The organism is Paenibacillus sp. FSL P2-0173 (assembly GCF_038008045.1).
GTDB classification, from domain to species: Bacteria; Bacillota; Bacilli; order Paenibacillales; family Paenibacillaceae; genus Paenibacillus; species Paenibacillus polymyxa_B.
Window position 1 is genome coordinate 2,061,774 of the sequence record NZ_JBBOYK010000001.1, and the last position, 17,553, is coordinate 2,079,326.

Here is a 17,553-nt window from a genome sequence, read left to right on the forward strand (position 1 = left end):
AAAGGTGCCTCGCTTCTAACTTTGGGCTTACCGCAAGGCTAGCGTCCATGCCTGGCCGATCTTTGATACATATGATGGACTAGAATCACAGTATGATCAGTTGGAGTGACTACAAGGAGGGCGGACATACTCATGTTGCATGTCGGCGTCATGCTCAACCCGGCAACCTACCGGGGCATTCCCGCCATGAGGACGCGATATGAATCTATCGCCAATTACGAGGACGCCGGGTTAAGCTACGAGCTCATCCCCTGCTTTCTTCGTCTGGAGGATATTCATATAGCAACCGGAACATGCCGGGCTTTTGTTAAACACGGCAACGAGTATCGGCAGATGACTCTTCCGTTGCCGCCGGTCATCCACAATCGGACTCTCTATCGGCAAAATGAAAATGCTAGCGATATCAACAAGCTTGTACAAAAGGGATTCTATATTTTTAATGAACAAAACCGTTTCCACAAAGACCATATACATGCAATTCTGCAGGAAGACCCTTTGCTACGCATCCACCTCCCCAAAACATTGCAAGGCAACCTTTCCTCCATCCATACCTTGATGGAGGAAACCGGAGATGTTGTAATTAAACCCAGTAGCGGTAGCGTAGGTAGAGGAATTATGCGTCTGCGGCATTCCCGCGGAGGCTGGACTTTGCAATGTGCTCATCCGGCTATACCTGAGCGTTGGTCCACACTACGTTTGAATGTTGGGGAACTCCCATTATTTCTACACAAACGACTGCTGCATGTGCCTCATATCGTACAGGAAACCATACCGCTTGCTTTGAACAATAATCGTCCGTTTGATGTCCGTGTGTCAGTTCAGCGCGGATATGGCGGTATCTGGGGTGTGACAGGCATGTATGCTAAAATTGCTCCTTCCCACACCTTCGTTTCCAATGTTGCACAGGGCGGTACGGCCCGTTCCCTACTGGAGGTATTATCACAAACCGAGACGGTTCAGACTTCGAACGCAGTCCGGCTGATGAATGAATTGGAGCGACTCTCGTTACAAATCGTGCACCGACTGGCACAAACCCTTCCCCGTCTCGCCGACGTCGGTCTGGATCTGGGAATTACCCATGAGGGCAAGATTGTTTTTATCGAATGCAACGGTCGTGATCAGCGCTATGGCTTCAGCCAGGCGGGCATGCACAATGTCTGGAAAGAAACATACACTCAGCCGATGGCTTACGCTCGTTGGCTTCTCGAACGGATGCCTTCGTCAGACACCGAACGTTCACCAGGCCGTCCACTGTATTGATTTACGTCACATTCTGTGTCAATATAGTTCAGAGCGGCCGGACAGGTTCCGGCCAAGACGGCTCGGAAATGAACAAGGGGGATCTGTAATGGCAAAACAGTGGCTGCGGCTCATGACGGAGCTATCATCGCGCAAGTGGGTGTGCCGGATTGTAGGCTCCTTCGCGCAAAGCGGTGCAAGCCGACTTTTTATCCCCACCTTTATACGTACGTACCAGATCCAGACGCATGAGGCGGAACAGGAATGGAAGGAATACCGTTCCCTGAACGCCTATTTTACACGCAAATTAAAAGCGGGCATGCGCCCGATTGATACGAACGCCGAGGTGATGACCAGTCCGGTGGATGCACGGATTACTTTCACTGGCCCAATTACGTCCGGCACTCTTTTGGATGTCAAAGGGCAGGACTATACGCTGGAAGAGCTTCTTAACCGCTCTCCGCGTCTTGAAAAATACACACACGGCTATGCTTTTGTACTCTATCTCAGCCCGACGGATTATCATCGCATTCATGCACCAGTATCCGGTACGCTGGTAGAAAAAGAACATCTGCGCGGCAAGGTATACCCAGTGAATGACTTCGGCTTGCAACATATGCGAGCAGTTCTTAGCCGCAATGAACGACAGATTACGTACATTGCCCATGAATATGGTGAGGTGGCGGTCGTCAAGGTTGGCGCAATGAATGTGAGTAGCATCAAATATACGGATGATAAAGCCGTCTCATGGACAAAAGGAGACGATCTCGCCTATTTCGAATTTGGATCAACTGTCGTTTTGCTAACTGAAAACGGCACGTTTGATCCAGACCCCGCATTGAAGCCGGGGGATGCGGTGAAAATGGGACAACGTCTGGGTTGCTTTCGACATGATCCCAAAGCATAAGTGAATTTACCGTAACCGTATTATAGCTACACATATGAGCATCGGGATCGGATGATGCTAAATTGCTCATAAAAAAAGGACCCGGCGTAACTGCTCGGGTCCTTTTTGGAATTTATCCTTTATATTCGTTATTCGTTAATCCCATTACGCCTAAATCCGAAACAGCTTGTCCACCGTCCATAGCATTACCGGATCTCAGACGGACTTTTCCCCGTATACTGCTTGAATTGGCGGCTGAAAAAAAAGATGTCACGATACCCCAGAGCCTCTGCCACCTCGGTCACATTCATTCCGGCATGTAGTAATAGATGCTGTGCACGCTCAATCCGCATGCTGATAATATGAGATTGCGCGGACACACCCAGCAGCTCCTTGAATTTAATCGAAAAATAACGCGGTGACAGCCCCGCCCGTGCAGCCAAATCCTCGACGCGATGAGGAAGTCCCGGATGCTGACGCACATAGTTGGCCGTTTCCCGAATGACCTCGGTGAGCTGGTTACTGGCCTGTTGCTCCTGAGGCTCCTTGCGGTCCGCACGCAGCAGATGAATCATCAGTTGTTTCAGGATCAGCTTGCCTTCCTCGTCAGCTCCGTAAGCACGCTCCAGACGTAGTCGAACGTATCTGGCAAGCATATGCTCTACCTCGAACGTTTCCTCCAGCATACGGTAGCTTGCAGGGATAAGCTTTGGCTGTTCGATAAGATCAAAATGAATATAGGTAAGTATGAGCGGCTTTTGCGGGTTATGTGTGGCACGGGTATCATCCCCCGGCTTGAACAGGAAGCAACTCCCCTTGCTTACCGGATACGACGTCCCGTTTAAGATCACTGTTCCTTCTCCGCTCCATACATAAAATAAATCATAGTTTGGCATCGGCTTCTCGCGTACCTGCCACTTCCAGCCCGGCTCGCACACAATTTTGGCGAAAGCCGACAACAGGATAAACGATGACGCAGATGTATCCAGCAAAATCTGCACCTCCTCTTGTTCATCTTTGGTTGTCCTTTATCCCGTTAATTTATAATATAAGCTCAGCGCCGTCATTAAGCAAAAAAATGCGCTTTTATGTTCCAGATGCTTTTGCGTGACGCTTACCGTGTGTAATGCTATAATATGTAATCAAAATGACTTGGAAGGATGAAACGGGAATGAATCCACTGGCAGCGCAGTTAAACCAAAACATTCAGACAGGCAACGAGCATGTATATCAAATGCTTTCTCTTTTAGGGAAAGAAATTTATTTCCCAAAAGAAGGGATTTTGAGTCAATCCGCAGAAGCAGGGAAGCTTGCTAAAAAGTACAACGCCACGATCGGCATTGCTACAGAAGGCAATGGTCCTATGCATTTGGAGGTCATTCAGGAGAAGTTGTCCGCTTACAATCCCAAGGATTTATACCCTTACGCTCCCCCTGCGGGCAAACCTGAACTTCGTAGTGTATGGCGTGACAAAATGCTGAAGGAAAACCCTTCATTGGCTGGGAAAAATTACGGCCTTCCCGTAGTTACGAACGCGCTGACCCACGGTTTGAGCATCGTTGCCGACCTGTTCACGGATGAAGGGGACGCTGTCATTTATCCAGACAAAAACTGGGAAAACTATGAGCTGACTTTCGGTATTCGCCGTCATGGACGTTTGGTGAATTTCCCGTTGTTCACAGAGGATCAACGTTTTAATAGTGAAGGATTACGCGACGCGCTACTGGCACAGAAAGAATACGGCAAAGCGATCGTTGTGCTGAACTTCCCGAATAACCCAACAGGCTACACACCGGGAGTGGAAGAGGGTAAAGCAATTGTTGCTGCCATCCAGGAAGCCGCGGAAGCGGGCATCAATGTCGTAGTTGTGACGGATGACGCTTATTTTGGTCTGTTCTTCGAGGACTCCCTGCATGAATCACTATTCGGTCAGTTAGCTGGACTTCATCCGAGAATTCTACCAGTCAAAATTGACGGAGCTACCAAGGAAGAATTCGTTTGGGGCTTCCGTGTCGGATTTATTACCTTTGCTTCGGAACATCAGGATGTACTGAGCGCACTGGAACAAAAAACATTAGGGATTATTCGGGCAACGATTTCGAGCGGTCCTCACCCATCTCAAACCTTCGTCCTGGATGCCCTCAAGTCAACGGACTTTGAACAACAGAAGAAAGAAAAGTTCCAGATTATGAAGGGACGGGCTAACAAAGTCAAAGCGTTGCTCGATAGTGGAAAATACGGAGATGTATGGAGCTACTATCCTTTCAATTCGGGTTATTTTATGTGTCTCAAGCTGAACGGCTTGTCCGCTGAACGACTGCGCACACATTTGCTGGAACAATATGGGGTAGGAACAATTGCGCTGGGTGAATATGACCTCCGAATCGCATTCTCATGTATCGAGGAAGAGTATCTGGAAGACCTGTATGACATTGTTTACCGTGGCGCACAAGATTTGTTGAACACCTAATATGTAACAGATTAAATATAGCATCATTAGCGGTATGCCAGATGTTGCGCATACCGCTTTTTAATGGGCTGAACCATTGTGAATGACACTTCGAAACAAACTATCCTTCAGCAGCGAGCAAAGATTTCTGTGCGAGTGGCAGCAGGATGACTACCTCAGTTCCGACTCCGGGCTCACTCTCATAGTGTATACTTCCGTTCATGGCTTCAATGATTCGAAAGGAGACGACCGTTCCCAGTCCTGTTCCTACCTCTTTGGTTGAAAAAAACAAAGTCCCCACTCGCTCCAGGTGCTCCTGACTCATGCCTTTTCCCGTATCCCTAATATGCAGACATGCCTTCTCTTCCTGAATCGCCAGCTTTATGTATACCCTGCCTCCATCATCCGCAGCTTCGATCGCATTTTTCGTCACATGTATTAACGCCTGTAACAGCTGATTACGATCCATATGTACGTATATTTCATTCCTTAGCTCAGTATACAGTCTTACGCCTTGCTTGGTCGCCATCGGTTTCAAAAGCAAAACAATCTGTTGAACCATGCCAGACAGATCCATCAGCTCTGTGTTCCCAATCTGCGGTCTGGATAAGTTCAGATAGTCGCTAATAATTCTTTCAGCCCGATCGACCTCTGCTAGTGCCAAAGCAATATATCTGCGATTTTTCCCTTCTAGCCCTGACTGAACCATTTGCAGGAACCCTTTAACCACGGTCAACGGATTCCTTACTTCATGAGCCATAGAGGCAGCCAGTTCACCTAACGTATTCAGATGCTCAGCATATTTAACCTTCCTTCTCATTTCTTCCCGTTCCAAACTAAACTCCATCCAGAAAGAGGAGGCTCCAATGCTTAGGAATTGAATCACACCGAACCAGAGTATTGCCCGGATCAGCTCGATCTCATCCTTATCCAGCCTGCCATTGGCCCAGGAATGTATTAACAGAATTATAAGCATGGCAATATTGGTCCATATACTCATTAGCATATTCATGCCCACCCGAAGCAACATACTATTGAGCTGCATAAACTTCTTTCTCACCAAGAGAGGGCCCAAATAACACAACATCATACTGGGAAATCCTACCACAATAGACTCAGGACCTATATACATACGAGCCATCACCATCAGCGTTATATTTAGAAGTCCTGCCTTAGGACCAAAATATAAAACAGAAAGGATCAGAGGAACATATCGAAGATCCCAATATAATCCATACCAGATGTACGAAAACATAAGGCAAAGCACAGAAGACACACCCAGCACCCCTCCCATAAGCAACGGGGTATGTTTCATATGCCGATGATCTGACAAAGAGCTATATACTAATAATGGTACAAACACAAGAAATATGTTCACGAGCAGCTTATCTACCAGCATCTCGTCTTTCCCACTTTCCAAGTGATAATGACTACGTACTTCTTCTATTCTCGATAATACGTGCCTTTTCCTCTCTCCTCCCCTACATCTGATGAAAAATATAAGGCGATTCGGCAACACAACTGAGCATTGGCCCACGCAATCTGAAAATCCACTTCATAAGATACGATGTATCCTTTATCACAATGACCGAGAGGAGAATGAGCATGGGAGCAGAAGAAACAAGAGGCGGTTACGGTGGTTACGGCGCATTTACAAGCACAGGAACAATTCTGGTACTGTTCATTTTATTAGTTATCATCAGCAAAACGATCTTCATATAAGCAGACGATTATCTGCACCCACAGCTACGATAGCAGTGAGCATACAAAAAAAGGCTAATTCGCAGACAGCTCTTGCTGCTTGCGAATTAGCCTTTACTTTATTCACATAGATACACATTACACTTCTTCTTCATCCTGCCCGTCCAAACGCCATTTTTTGGCTTGAGCGCCTCGTAACAGGAACACTACTGCAACTCCCCCAAGCAGCGTGAGCAGTGTAGACAGTAGATCTTCCGTTCCTTTTGCCAGAAAAGGAAGCCACAGAACCACAGCAGCCGGCAACGTCAACCGAACAACAAAGTCGAGAAAAGACGCACGACGACTATGCGCAGGAATCGGATATAACTGAAGCCATAACGAATCCTTGTGATACTGCCTTAGTGAAGTAACCTGTACACCAATGAGGAATATGAAAAATAAATATACTGCAATCCCAATCCAGCTAGCATGGGTGATATATATAATTAACAACCCCAGAATTCCAAGCCGAATGACAATACCTGCTGGCTCTGTACGCAGGAATGTCTTAAACAGCAGGTAACGATACGCTCCCCTTCTGTTCCAAGGTATGTTACCTCCCAACCAGGACAGCCAACGACGTGGCGTCACTCTCTGCGTAAGGGCGGGCACATCGACAAACCAGCCCAAAGTGCGCATCACCCGAGCAGCCTGCATACCCTCTGTGCGAATCAGCTTTTCCCAAGCCACTAGCAGCTTGACCGGAAAACGCAGAACAAGCACGTACACCACACCGACCAATATGATAAATGGCACGCTGTGTAGTGGAGGCTGCCATAGCCATGCGGCTACCATCAGCACAGCCAACACCCACCGAAGCAGACGATAGCCTACACTCCCGCCAATCGATACCATGCGAAGCTCTTGCCAGCCGCCGTAGCTGAATAGCAGCTTTAACAGCACAAACAGTAGCAGGGTCAGTAGCAGCGGCTTAGGCGCGGTATCACTGCGAATATACAGCGGCCACACGATAATAGACAGCAATAGCAAACCGAATATTTTATACACCACACCCCGAATCCGGCTGGCCTTAAAATAATCGTGCATCGCGTGCTCCTGTGGACGGAGGAAAACAATATCCGCCGCGTTTAAATACGTACGAAAGCTCGCATGAGCAATCGGAATAGCCACAATAAGCATGATCCAGCGGATGGGCAAATCCGGTGGAGTATGCATCAGCAGCGACGTGTACCATGCGGCAAAGGCAATCAGTGCAAAGCCGAAGACCACCGCCAGACCGCTCTGAATGACATAGCCCAGATAGGGCAGCACCTGTCCCCAGAACGCTACACGTCTTTCTTTATGCAAACGCTGCAAATCCATGCTCATTCCCTGCCCTGTACCAGCTCATAAAATGCATCTTCCAGCGGCATGCCCGGCTTACCCGCCTGTGCTGTCACTTCGTCCAGCGTACCCTGTGCAATGATGGCACCCTGATGAAGTACAATGAAACGATCGCAATAATTTTCAATCGTGGACAAAATATGAGAACTGAGCAGAATGGACGAACCCGAACGCTTCATCTCTAACATAAAGTCAAGCAGGGAACGAATACCAAGCGGGTCCAAACCCAAAAAAGGCTCATCTATGACATACAACGGCGGTCCCGCTAAAAATGCGCACATAATCATCACTTTCTGGCGCATCCCTTTAGACAGGTGCATCGACATACTTCCACTTTTATCCCGCATACGGAACAAGTCCAGCATTTGATCACTGCGTGTGCGGAAATCTGCTTCGCTAACTCCGTACGCTCTGGCCGTGAATTCCATATGCTCCATCACCGTCATTTCAGGATACAGCTCTGGAGATTCAGGTACAAAAGCAATGGCTCCCTGATACTCCTCGGGATTTTCATCCTGCTTATGACCCTGCACACGAATTTCTCCGGCCTGCGGTGTCATCAGGCCCAAAATATGCTTCATGGTCGTACTTTTCCCGGCCCCGTTCAGACCGATCAATCCTACCATTTCGCCCGGTTTCACATCCAGCGAAATCTGATGCAGCACCGGGCGCTTGGCGCTATATCCGCCGGTCAGTCCGTTAATTTGCAACACAGGCTGTTGTTCCATGGCTCCCCCTCTTCTCCCTTACTCGTTCGGTTTTGATCCTTTTTCCTTCAGCCATCTTGGTGCACCCTTGTTTTTGCGATCACGCTCACGCTGTGCTTTTCCTGCTTTGGACAAGGCTGCTCCTTTGCTCTTGCCTGGAGCTGAACCGTTCGCGGAATTCCTGCCAGGACGTCCGTTTTCGGTACGAACAGGTGCCTTACGGTTTTCCGCCTGTGCTCCGTCAGATATGGATCTGGCCTCGGATGGTCTTACGGATGCACGCTTAGCATCCGCCGGACGCGGCACAACTACTCGACCTCCATGCAACGCACGCTCTGCGATGTCAATGCCCAGTTCACGGGAGAACTTACGCATGATGAACGTTTCACGGTCGGTAACAACCGACGCCACCAATCCTTTGCGTCCCATCCGTCCTGTCCGTCCTGCACGGTGAACATAAGCTTGACTATCCGTAGCCGGGTCAAAATGAATGACCATTTCAAGTCCCTCAATATCCAGACCACGGGCTGCCACATCCGAAGCGACCAGCACTTTGAGCTTGTCTTCGCGGAATCGGGCCAACACGTTGCTACGCGTGACTTTATCCGCATCTCCATACAAGGATGCCGTAGTCAGCCCCATATGCTTGAGCTTGGCTTCAATCTCCCCGATGGCATTGGTTGTATTCACGAACACCAGCGCTTTTCTTGGATTAAAATGACGCACTAGACGGCGCAGCATATCCACCTTATCCCGTTCTTCAGATACAAAGTAATAGTGTTCCAGTCCACTGGCCGTCTTTTGGTCGGGATCAATCCCAATTTCTACGTATTCACGCATCTCTCGTTTCGCCAGCGACTGAATCTCATCGTTCAGCGTTGCGGACAGGAATACCAATTGACGATCACGTTGGGCGGTGCCCAATATGTTTGTTACATCGCCTGCTCCGCCGAGCTGGAACATCTGATCCACCTCATCAATAACAATGGCTGTAATATTGTGCATTTTCAACTTTTTCGAAGCGATGAGTTCCCGTACACGTCCTGGTGTGCCCACGACAAGCTGTGGATGATCCTTGAGCTTTTCGATTTGACGTTTGATAGCCGCCCCACCAATCAGACCGAGTACACGGATTCCGCGATGCTCTCCGTAGCGCTGACCCTCACGTACAATTTGCATGGCCAGTTCCTGGCTTGGAGCTAGTATCAGCTTTTGCGTAGCCTTTTTCTGTGGATCAATCGCTTGCAACAGCGGCAACAAATAAGCCAGTGTCTTGCCTGTGCCAGTTTGTGAACGCGCCAAAACATGCTTTCCCTTCATTATTTCCGGTATAGCCTCTGCCTGAACTGGCGAAGGCTGTGTAATTTCATGCTCAGTCAGTTTGTCCAATAGATCTTGTTCAACGCCGAGCGATTCAAAATTCAATGTCATGAAAAGGTCCAACCCCTATACGTAAATTCGTTACTCTCCATTATATGCGAAAATAGCCCTGTTACCAAATCACAAAAATAAAAGATGTCCCTCACCATAGCTAATGGCTTACGGGACATCTTTTATTTCTTATTCATCACACCATGACCCAGCCTATCGGTTAGTCTGGGAGCTAACTGATACAGCTTGAGAAAAGGAGATACCCACCGTGGCAGATTAACCTCTTCCTTGCTAAGCTCCATCGCTCTTACGATATGCCGTGCTACCTTATCAGGTTGTAGCATAAACCAGCTTACATTGCGAACATATCCTCCTGAAGGATCTGCCAGCTCAAAAAACGGTGTGTCGATCGGCCCCGGGTTAATCGTCGTTACAGTCACTCCACTCCCGCGCAGCTCTTGCCTGAGCGCATTGCTGAAACCCAGCAATGCATGCTTCGTCGCCGTGTAAGAGGATGATTTGGCTGTCCCGATTTTCCCGGCCATCGATGCTACATTGACAATCTGTCCATGGCCCCGCTCTGTCATTTGCGGCAGAAACGCCTTGATGCAGCGAACAACACCCATGTAGTTCACGTCCATCATTTGTTCAAACTCCGTCAGGTCGGTTTCATTAAAATACTCAAACTTTCCGTAGCCCGCATTGTTAAGCAATATATCGACCCGTCCGTACTGTTCCAATACTCGTGCAGCAACAGCCTCTACCTGCTCCTGGCGGGTGACGTCCAGTTGGATAAGCTCATGCCTACCGCTGATTCCCGCAGATACTTGCTTCAGTCGCTCCTGCGAGCGTGCTGTTAAAATAGGAATCGCGCCCTTTTCGCTTAACAACTGAGCGCAAAGGGCGCCAATTCCACTAGATGCACCTGTAATCACAACTATCTTGTCCTGTAGTATACTCACGGTCATCCCTCCACATTAAGGAAACTTGCTCCTTTAATATTAAGAGATCATCACCTGAATATCCAGCTCGCCGATTCCTTCCACCGTGAGCGGAATATAAAGGGCACGCTGAGGCACAAAAGTGGTCAAGTTTTCTGATTTCATGACCTGCGGAGGCGTAATATCCACGACAATTCCCTGATTGGACAAAATCGTACTGGCATTACCACTAATCATATTGCCCAATTCTGAAATTGCGCTTTTTCCCATCTCATCAATTTCAGTCAACACAAATCCGCCCATCATCGCTGATACCATACGTAGCGCCACCTGTTCATTCAGGCCGAACACAATATTTCCGCTAAGCTGTCCGGTCATCCCGATCATAATCCAGATGTGGTCGTCCACCAGCTCGACATTTTTCACACCAAGATTTCCGGGTGAAGGAGATACTTGGATCAATTGTTCAATGACCCGTCGCGCCGACTCCAAAAAAGGATTTATCACTTCTGCCTTCACGATCAAAGCGCCCCTTTACGATGGGCTTTTAGACATACAACAAAAGTCCCATTTAAATTAGAATTTTTTAATTAAATATTACTGTAAAACGCATCGATCCTCAACAAAATGCTCTCTCTATCACTTATCGACAGCTGCCCGGTAATTTTTTATAGCTAAACCACAAAAAATGTGAATAATGTCCTATATCTTTGCTTCTTACCGATTTTAGACTGATTATTTTTGAAGGATATCAGGACTTTAGTCTTTATTTCCCAATATACCACACTTTAAGGTGCTCTGCTTCGATTCATTGCCCTTCCTGCTCGAATAACCTATAATTTAATGAAATAAAGCATAACGACGGTTTTACATATGAACCTATGGATTGGCTAAAAATATTCATTCTATACAGCTGCGACAAGATTAAGAAAAGAGAGGAGGAACTTCATGAACATCAGTCAACTTGAAACACTTATCATGATTTCCAAAACAATGAGCTTCCGCAAAGCCGGAGAACTTCTCAATTTGACGCAGCCGGCGGTGTCCGCCCAAATTAAAAGTCTAGAGGATGAGTTCAAAACCATTCTGATTGACCGCAACCAGCCCGTCACCCTGACCGACCGGGGAGCTGTTTTTTTGGAACACGCCGAGCGCATATTGGAGGTTGTTGAGGAATTAAGACAAAAATTGTACGATCTAAACGAAACACCGCAGGGTCACATTGCGCTGGGTACCACAACATCCATCGCTATTCAAATTTTACCGCGCGTGCTTTCCTACTTTCAGGATCAGTTCCCTCTCATCAAAACCTCCATTCAATCCATGGCTTCCTCAATGATTTATCAGCAGGTGGAGAACGGACTTATTGATGTTGGCATCGGCTATCTGATCGAACGTAATCCCAATTTAAGCACTTCGGTTCTGTATTACGATTCCTTCGAGCTAGTCGTGTCTCCTACTCATCCGCTGGCCTCACAACCACATGCTACCATTGAAGCCCTTCGGGAAATTCCGCTTATTCTGCTCTCTCCCGATACGGTGGGACGAAAATTCGTGGACGATGTATTTAAAAAGCACCAAATCGTACCTCATGTCGTGATCGAGTTGTCCAGCAGTGAGGAAGTCAAACGGATGGTCGAAATTAATCTCGGTGCTGCCATTATTTCCAGACTGTCGGTCACTTCGGAACTGCGTGCAGGCACATTAAAAATGATCCATATTCCCGAGCTGGAAGTTAGTCATCCGGTAGGAGTGATTTATAAATCCGGCCGATATCTAAACTCAGCCATGCAGCAATTTTTAAGTGATCTGAAGGGGATGCCGGAGACGAATTTTACCAGTTCTGAATAACGTAATTCGCTATGAACAACATACGCAATATAAACTTGGTTACGAAAGGAAGACAGGCTATGAAATTTGATCTGCACACCCATCATTTCCGCTGCGGTCATGCAGACGGCAACATTCGGGATTATATTGAAGCAGGTATTCAATCTGGCTTACAAGCTATTGGCATTTCGGATCATTCCCCCTTTCTATGTAGCGAACAGGATCAGGCTTTTCCTAAAATTTATATGGCTAAGTCACAGCTTGCTGAATACGTAGAAGAGGTACAACAGCTCAAAAAGGAATACGAAGGCCGTATTGACGTGCTCCTCGGATTGGAAACAGATTATTTTCCTGATTTCGCTGAATTATATCGTTCCACTCTGGCTCCTTATCCATTTGATTACCTCATTGGGTCGATTCACAATGTCGAAGGGGACAGCATTTTTAACCGTAACCGTTGGAACAAATTAAGCGACGCTCGTAAAATCGAGGTCAAACAAGCCTACTATGCGCTCATTCAGGAATCTGCGCGAAGCGGCATGTTTCAGATTTTAGGTCATATTGACGCAATGAAGGGGAACTTCCCTGCCTTTTCAGACATTCCTGCCGATACAGCCATTGATGAAACCTTGCGGGTAATTGCGGAATCCAATGTGGCGATTGAAATTAACACTTCGGGTAAAACCAAGCTGAGTGGCGGATGGTACCCGTCTGCTTCTATTTTAGAAAGAGCGCACCATTTTGGTGTGGAGGTCACTTTTGGTTCGGATGCCCATAAGCCTTCGCGGGTAGGCGATGATTGGGAAGAAGTAAAGGCAATGCTGAAGGATATCGGCTTCCGGGAATGGGTCTATTTTAAAGAAAAACGTAAAATTCCTGTGGCGCTTTAAAATTTAAGGTGGGAATTGCCGCTCCGCAAATCATTTGATCTTACGAACGCTGCTGCAATGGGATTATTGAGGGTTGTAATTTATAAGGTGATAATTCCATTGCAAAGGCGAACGCTTAGCAAGATTATGACATCTATGTGTGAGGAGAATTACATATGCACTTGGAAGATCCTATGGACAAGATCAAAAAGCTAAAGCATGACATCACGCGATTTATGCTAATCTATAAATTTGCGCTCGACGAAATGGAAACCAAGATTGAAATATTAAAGCAGGAATTTCAAGCATTGCACGATTACAGCCCTATTGAGCATACCAAATCACGCCTTAAATCTCCTGAGAGCATCATGAACAAAATGCTTCGTAAAAATAGCGAGTTATCCCTGGATGCTGTCAAAAATCATATTAAGGATATCGCCGGCTTACGTATTACTTGCTCTTTTATTTCTGACATTTATGATGTCAGTAACATGCTTCAGAGACAAAGTGACTTGAAGGTGCTGGAAATTAAGGATTACATCAAGAACCCCAAGCCGAACGGTTACCAGAGCCTGCATTTGCTGGTTCAAGTTCCTGTATTCATGTCGGATTGTGAAGAGCTAGTCTGCGTAGAGGTGCAAATTCGAACCATTGCGATGGATTTCTGGGCCAGCCTGGAGCATAAAATCTTTTATAAGTACAACCAGTCTGTGCCCGAAAGTCTGACACGTGAATTAAAGAACGCAGCAGATTCCGCTAATGCGCTAGATCTCCAAATGGAGCGTCTACATCGTGAGATCAAGGAAATTAAAGACGCTAGAGGTGAAGAGGACTCCATAGAGGAGCTTCGGAAGATTATGATTAATAATCAGCAAATTACGGTGCCAGCCAATTTCTTGAAGCTTCTAGGAGAGTAAGATTAGGCGGTGCTCCACCGCTATGCGAATGATTTGATCTTATGATCAACAAATTGCATGCTTGTTCAAAAATGAAAGAATAGAATCATTGATTAAGATCGGCTTCTCTCTAAGCATGTGCGGTCGATGACTACAACCCAGAGCAATTAGATAACGTGAGTCTTGGACCCATGAGCATAATTCCAGAAGCTGCTCTTCGGTGGCAAAATCATCATGTTCACCCGCGATAAATAATGCAGGGCACGTAATGCTGCTTAGCTCGTTACGTGTCAATTGCGGATATTGGCGCCAATCCTGTGCGCTCTGTCGCATAAACTCTTGCCAATTCCCCTGATGTGCCTCCTCATGCCGTTCCATCATTTGATGGATCATTTCATAACGTTCGTTTTTGATGAGCCACTCCGGTTCAAATTCATCTGCCCCCACAGGACATGCGACTCCACTACAGCCTATGATCCTCCTCTTTTTACTTAATTGTTAGATGAACTATGTAAATAAACTAAGTATATGATAGATTGCAAAATGGTTCGGCACTAAGAGCACTTCATCAAAGTATGTTAAGCTCTTTTCATTCGCTCTGTATCCTTTACAGTCATTATTTCGTCTACCTTAATATCTGAGGATTTTGCAAAAAAACAATAAGCGACTGGAATCGAATTTTGCAAAATCCTGATCTATGAAAACCATTCCGAAGGAGTGATAAAGTATGAGAAAGGTACTTGTATTGGGAGGAACGCGCTTTTTTGGCAAGAGACTGGTGGAACGTCTGCTGGAGAGTTCCGAGAACTCGGTTACCATCCTCACACGAGGCCAAACAAGTGATTCGTTTGGTGACCGCGTTCAGCGGATCTGTGCAGACCGTACCGACCCGCAGGCACTCGCAGAGGCGGTAGGTGAGCAAGTGTGGGATGTTGTTTATGATAATATTTGCTTTTCTCCAGATGAAGCCAGCGAAGCCTGCCGCATTTTTGATGCTAAAGCCAAGAGGTATATTGTGACCTCCAGCCTATCCGTCTATGATTCGAGCCCGGAAGTGCTGACAGAGAGCATCTTTGATCCTCAAACTTACCCGGTTCGCAAGGGCGGGAAAGACGATTTTACATATCAGGAGGCTAAACGGCAGGCAGAAGCAGTTTTTATGCAACAAGCTACATTCCCTGTAGTCGCTGTTCGTTTTCCGATTGTATTGGGAACAGATGATTATACGAAAAGGCTTCATTTTCATATCGAACATGTTCGTGAAGGAAGAGAAATCGGAGTACCTAATTCCGTAGCACAAATCTCATTTATTCGTTCCGATGAAGCCGCAGATTTTCTACTTTGGCTTGGTCACACTCCTTTAACAGGGCCTGTAAATGCTTGCTCCGACGGTACAGTGAGGATTGGGGAGATCATTTCGATCATTGAGCAGACAACGGGAAAACAAGCTGTGGTGAAAGAAAAAACAGCAGACGAGCACATGTCTCCATTCGGTATTACACAATCGTGGTACATGGATACGTCCAAAGCCCAGTCAGAGGGGTACTCATTTCTCTCCCTAAATGAATGGCTTCCAGAGCTGATAACCAGCCTGAACCGTTCCTAAAATCATAAAAAAAGAGGACCCGAAGCTTCGGGTCCCAGCAATATATATATTATTCAAAGGGGGTCATGTTTATGTTGTACCCACTCTATGTTAAAGTAACTTTGCAGTTATGTTTCATCTTTGTAACAAAATGAAATGCAAATGAGTCCAGCCAAGGCAAGAATTCCACTCACTGCCACAGAAATAGAGAATGCTCTGATATAATCTGACAGATTAGCTTCTGAAAGTGTGTGATTGAGCGAGGAAGAGAACAAGATACCGATCAAAGCGACACCCAACGAATTAGCCAAGTACATAAAGGTCGTAAACAAGCCTGAACCCGTTCCTGCCTCTTCAGCCGATACAGCCCCAAGGACAACATGGGCCAGTGGCGTTGTGGCCATCCCGAGACCCAGACCATATACACCTAGTATCGTGATATTTTGAATATGACATAAATGGATTGCATCTAGATGTAACGATCCAATGAGCAGAAAGCTACAAATCCCCATGATTAGCATACCTGATTTCAACACCTTGCTCCCCCACTTCTTTACTAGCCTGGACGACCATAATGAGGTGAGGAAAAAGCCAACACCAAGCGGCAAAAAGACCATGCTTGTGGATCGAACACTGTATTTCAAACCGGATTGTACATAATAATTTAAAATAAAGAAGAACGAAAACATACTAAGATAGATGACAATTACCGTCAATATCCCTGCGCCGAATGAACTCTTTCTAAATATAGATAGACGAATAAAAGGCGAGCCTTCCCTCTTTTCTTTTCCCATTTGCGTAAGTATAAAAGCAACCAAAACCAGAATGGACAACAGCAGACACCCCCATGTCCATAAAGCCCAGCCCTGCTTTTGCCCGGTTGTCAACGGATAGACAAACAGCATTAAACCAAGAAGCAACAGAAAAGCCCCACCCCAATCCATATTCGGCACGGATCTGCCATAGGATTCCGTAATAATAGGACAAAAGAGTAACACTAACAGCCCAAAGGGGACATTAAAAAAGAAAATGATGCGCCAGCCCAGGCCGAAAAGGTTCCAGTCTACCAAAAATCCACCCAGAATTAAACCAAGTGTAAATCCAACCCCAATGATAGCTCCGTAAATTGCAAATACCAGTCCCTTCTCTTTGGGAAGAAAGCTGCTTTGCATGATAGATAGAATCTGGGGTTGAATCATGGCAGCTGATATCCCTTGAAGCACACGAATCATAATGATTAACGTAGGCTGCGATACGATCCCCCCTAACAGAGCCATCAATGTAAACCCCAACACCCCGATACATAACATGCGTCTTCTACCATACATATCTCCAAGTTTGCCGCCCAATATCAAGGCCACAGCCAATCCCAGAGAATATCCCGTAAATATGAGCTGTGCCTCTGAAAAACTGGCATGCAGGTCCGCCTGCATCATCGGAAGGGCAACCTGCATCATATAGTTGTTCAGTGAAATTAATAAAGTAGGAAGTAAAATAAGAGCTAATGCGTACCAGCGACGCGAATCTACCTGCTGTACTGCTTGAGGATTAGTCATGGCTATGGCAAAACGATCTTTCATTGTAGTTCCTCCAACCTATAATGGGCATCTTTAATCTTTTCATTTCTCATCTCAACTGATAACCATTATCATCTATAAAGCAAGGAGGTCTCTACCTGCAAAGGTATTTTCTATCC

The 17,553-nt window shown here is 46.5% G+C and carries 17 protein-coding genes; 8 read left to right on the forward strand and 9 right to left on the reverse strand.

The genetic code is table 11. The features are described from left to right. The first annotated feature begins 132 nt into the window (after positions 1 to 132). Positions 133 to 1,260, forward strand: a complete 1,128-nt coding sequence (locus tag MKX30_RS09135) for a YheC/YheD family endospore coat-associated protein (RefSeq protein WP_023990121.1) — start codon at positions 133 to 135, stop codon at positions 1,258 to 1,260. An 88-nt stretch (positions 1,261 to 1,348) separates the two neighbouring features. Then, on the forward strand, positions 1,349 to 2,146 hold the full coding sequence (gene asd / locus MKX30_RS09140; RefSeq protein ID WP_028541464.1) for an archaetidylserine decarboxylase: 798 nt from the start codon (positions 1,349 to 1,351) through the stop codon (positions 2,144 to 2,146). Positions 2,147 to 2,331: 185 nt separating this feature from the next. Here the strand turns inward: asd and MKX30_RS09145 are convergent, their stop codons facing one another. Further along, positions 2,332 to 3,117 carry a helix-turn-helix domain-containing protein gene (locus MKX30_RS09145; RefSeq protein WP_023990123.1) on the reverse strand — a complete coding sequence of 262 codons (786 nt, stop codon included), beginning with the start codon at positions 3,115 to 3,117 and terminating at the stop codon, positions 2,332 to 2,334. 179 nt (positions 3,118 to 3,296) lie between these two features. Here MKX30_RS09145 and MKX30_RS09150 point away from each other — a divergent pair, with 179 nt between their 5' ends. Continuing rightward, complete coding sequence (locus tag MKX30_RS09150) at positions 3,297 to 4,595, forward strand: aminotransferase class I/II-fold pyridoxal phosphate-dependent enzyme (RefSeq protein ID WP_023990124.1); 1,299 nt, start codon at positions 3,297 to 3,299, stop codon at positions 4,593 to 4,595. Between the two features lie 100 nt (positions 4,596 to 4,695). On the opposite strand, the gene MKX30_RS09155 is transcribed toward MKX30_RS09150, so the two are convergent. Beyond that, complete coding sequence (locus tag MKX30_RS09155; protein WP_341062743.1) at positions 4,696 to 5,973, reverse strand: HAMP domain-containing sensor histidine kinase; 1,278 nt, start codon at positions 5,971 to 5,973, stop codon at positions 4,696 to 4,698. A 206-nt stretch (positions 5,974 to 6,179) separates the two neighbouring features. On the opposite strand from MKX30_RS09155, the gene MKX30_RS09160 reads away from it, so the two are divergent. After that, positions 6,180 to 6,296 carry a hypothetical protein gene (locus tag MKX30_RS09160; protein WP_023990126.1) on the forward strand — a complete coding sequence of 39 codons (117 nt, stop codon included), beginning with the start codon at positions 6,180 to 6,182 and terminating at the stop codon, positions 6,294 to 6,296. A gap of 117 nt (positions 6,297 to 6,413) precedes the next feature. Here MKX30_RS09160 and MKX30_RS09165 read toward each other — a convergent pair whose 3' ends face one another. The 5 genes from MKX30_RS09165 to MKX30_RS09185 all read right to left on the reverse strand — a co-directional run bounded on the left by MKX30_RS09165 (position 6,414) and on the right by MKX30_RS09185 (position 11,196). Beyond that, positions 6,414 to 7,637, reverse strand: a complete 1,224-nt coding sequence (locus MKX30_RS09165) for an ABC transporter permease (protein WP_053326036.1) — start codon at positions 7,635 to 7,637, stop codon at positions 6,414 to 6,416. A 2-nt stretch (positions 7,638 to 7,639) separates the two neighbouring features. Further along, positions 7,640 to 8,386, reverse strand: coding sequence for an ABC transporter ATP-binding protein (locus MKX30_RS09170; protein WP_013311782.1), 747 nt, complete (start codon positions 8,384 to 8,386; stop codon positions 7,640 to 7,642). A gap of 18 nt (positions 8,387 to 8,404) precedes the next feature. Continuing rightward, on the reverse strand, positions 8,405 to 9,796 hold the full coding sequence (locus MKX30_RS09175) for a DEAD/DEAH box helicase (protein WP_053326037.1): 1,392 nt from the start codon (positions 9,794 to 9,796) through the stop codon (positions 8,405 to 8,407). A 122-nt stretch (positions 9,797 to 9,918) separates the two neighbouring features. Continuing rightward, on the reverse strand, positions 9,919 to 10,698 hold the full coding sequence (locus MKX30_RS09180; RefSeq protein WP_258297104.1) for an SDR family NAD(P)-dependent oxidoreductase: 780 nt from the start codon (positions 10,696 to 10,698) through the stop codon (positions 9,919 to 9,921). Positions 10,699 to 10,737: 39 nt separating this feature from the next. Continuing rightward, entirely contained in the window at positions 10,738 to 11,196 is a 459-nt protein-coding gene (locus MKX30_RS09185; protein ID WP_023990131.1) for a chemotaxis protein CheX, read from the reverse strand. A gap of 429 nt (positions 11,197 to 11,625) precedes the next feature. Between MKX30_RS09185 and MKX30_RS09190 the strand changes: the two genes are divergently transcribed. The 3 genes from MKX30_RS09190 (at position 11,626) to MKX30_RS09200 (ending at position 14,293) form a co-directional block, all read left to right on the forward strand. Then, complete coding sequence (locus tag MKX30_RS09190) at positions 11,626 to 12,528, forward strand: LysR family transcriptional regulator (protein ID WP_023990132.1); 903 nt, start codon at positions 11,626 to 11,628, stop codon at positions 12,526 to 12,528. 59 nt (positions 12,529 to 12,587) lie between these two features. Next, positions 12,588 to 13,397 (forward strand): histidinol-phosphatase, encoded by an 810-nt coding sequence (locus MKX30_RS09195; RefSeq protein WP_028541459.1) that lies wholly within the window; start codon positions 12,588 to 12,590, stop codon positions 13,395 to 13,397. A 155-nt stretch (positions 13,398 to 13,552) separates the two neighbouring features. After that, complete coding sequence (locus MKX30_RS09200; protein WP_023990134.1) at positions 13,553 to 14,293, forward strand: GTP pyrophosphokinase; 741 nt, start codon at positions 13,553 to 13,555, stop codon at positions 14,291 to 14,293. A 45-nt stretch (positions 14,294 to 14,338) separates the two neighbouring features. Here the strand turns inward: MKX30_RS09200 and MKX30_RS09205 are convergent, their stop codons facing one another. Further along, positions 14,339 to 14,719, reverse strand: a complete 381-nt coding sequence (locus MKX30_RS09205) for an alpha/beta fold hydrolase (RefSeq protein ID WP_245240370.1) — start codon at positions 14,717 to 14,719, stop codon at positions 14,339 to 14,341. A 280-nt stretch (positions 14,720 to 14,999) separates the two neighbouring features. Here MKX30_RS09205 and MKX30_RS09210 point away from each other — a divergent pair, with 280 nt between their 5' ends. Then, a complete protein-coding gene (locus tag MKX30_RS09210) occupies positions 15,000 to 15,878 on the forward strand; it encodes an NAD-dependent epimerase/dehydratase family protein (RefSeq protein WP_341062746.1) in 879 nt (292 codons plus the stop codon). 107 nt (positions 15,879 to 15,985) lie between these two features. Here MKX30_RS09210 and MKX30_RS09215 read toward each other — a convergent pair whose 3' ends face one another. Next, positions 15,986 to 17,437: an MFS transporter gene (locus MKX30_RS09215; RefSeq protein ID WP_341062747.1), complete on the reverse strand. Its 1,452-nt coding sequence runs from the start codon at positions 17,435 to 17,437 to the stop codon at positions 15,986 to 15,988. Between the last annotated feature and the right edge of the window lie 116 nt (positions 17,438 to 17,553).

Bases quoted from the DNA above. Each gene is read 5' to 3' on its own strand.
- MKX30_RS09135 (WP_023990121.1), top strand. From the start codon at position 133: ATGTTGCATGTCGGCGTCATGCTCAACCCGGCAACCTACCGGGGCATT.
- asd (WP_028541464.1), top strand. From the start codon at position 1,349: ATGGCAAAACAGTGGCTGCGGCTCATGACGGAGCTATCATCGCGCAAG.
- MKX30_RS09150 (WP_023990124.1), top strand. From the start codon at position 3,297: ATGAATCCACTGGCAGCGCAGTTAAACCAAAACATTCAGACAGGCAAC.
- MKX30_RS09155 (WP_341062743.1), bottom strand. From the start codon at position 5,973: ATGCTGGTAGATAAGCTGCTCGTGAACATATTTCTTGTGTTTGTACCA.
- MKX30_RS09160 (WP_023990126.1), top strand. From the start codon at position 6,180: ATGGGAGCAGAAGAAACAAGAGGCGGTTACGGTGGTTACGGCGCATTT.
- MKX30_RS09165 (WP_053326036.1), bottom strand. From the start codon at position 7,637: ATGGATTTGCAGCGTTTGCATAAAGAAAGACGTGTAGCGTTCTGGGGA.
- MKX30_RS09170 (WP_013311782.1), bottom strand. From the start codon at position 8,386: ATGGAACAACAGCCTGTGTTGCAAATTAACGGACTGACCGGCGGATAT.
- MKX30_RS09175 (WP_053326037.1), bottom strand. From the start codon at position 9,796: ATGACATTGAATTTTGAATCGCTCGGCGTTGAACAAGATCTATTGGAC.
- MKX30_RS09190 (WP_023990132.1), top strand. From the start codon at position 11,626: ATGAACATCAGTCAACTTGAAACACTTATCATGATTTCCAAAACAATG.
- MKX30_RS09195 (WP_028541459.1), top strand. From the start codon at position 12,588: ATGAAATTTGATCTGCACACCCATCATTTCCGCTGCGGTCATGCAGAC.
- MKX30_RS09200 (WP_023990134.1), top strand. From the start codon at position 13,553: ATGCACTTGGAAGATCCTATGGACAAGATCAAAAAGCTAAAGCATGAC.
- MKX30_RS09210 (WP_341062746.1), top strand. From the start codon at position 15,000: ATGAGAAAGGTACTTGTATTGGGAGGAACGCGCTTTTTTGGCAAGAGA.
- MKX30_RS09215 (WP_341062747.1), bottom strand. From the start codon at position 17,437: ATGAAAGATCGTTTTGCCATAGCCATGACTAATCCTCAAGCAGTACAG.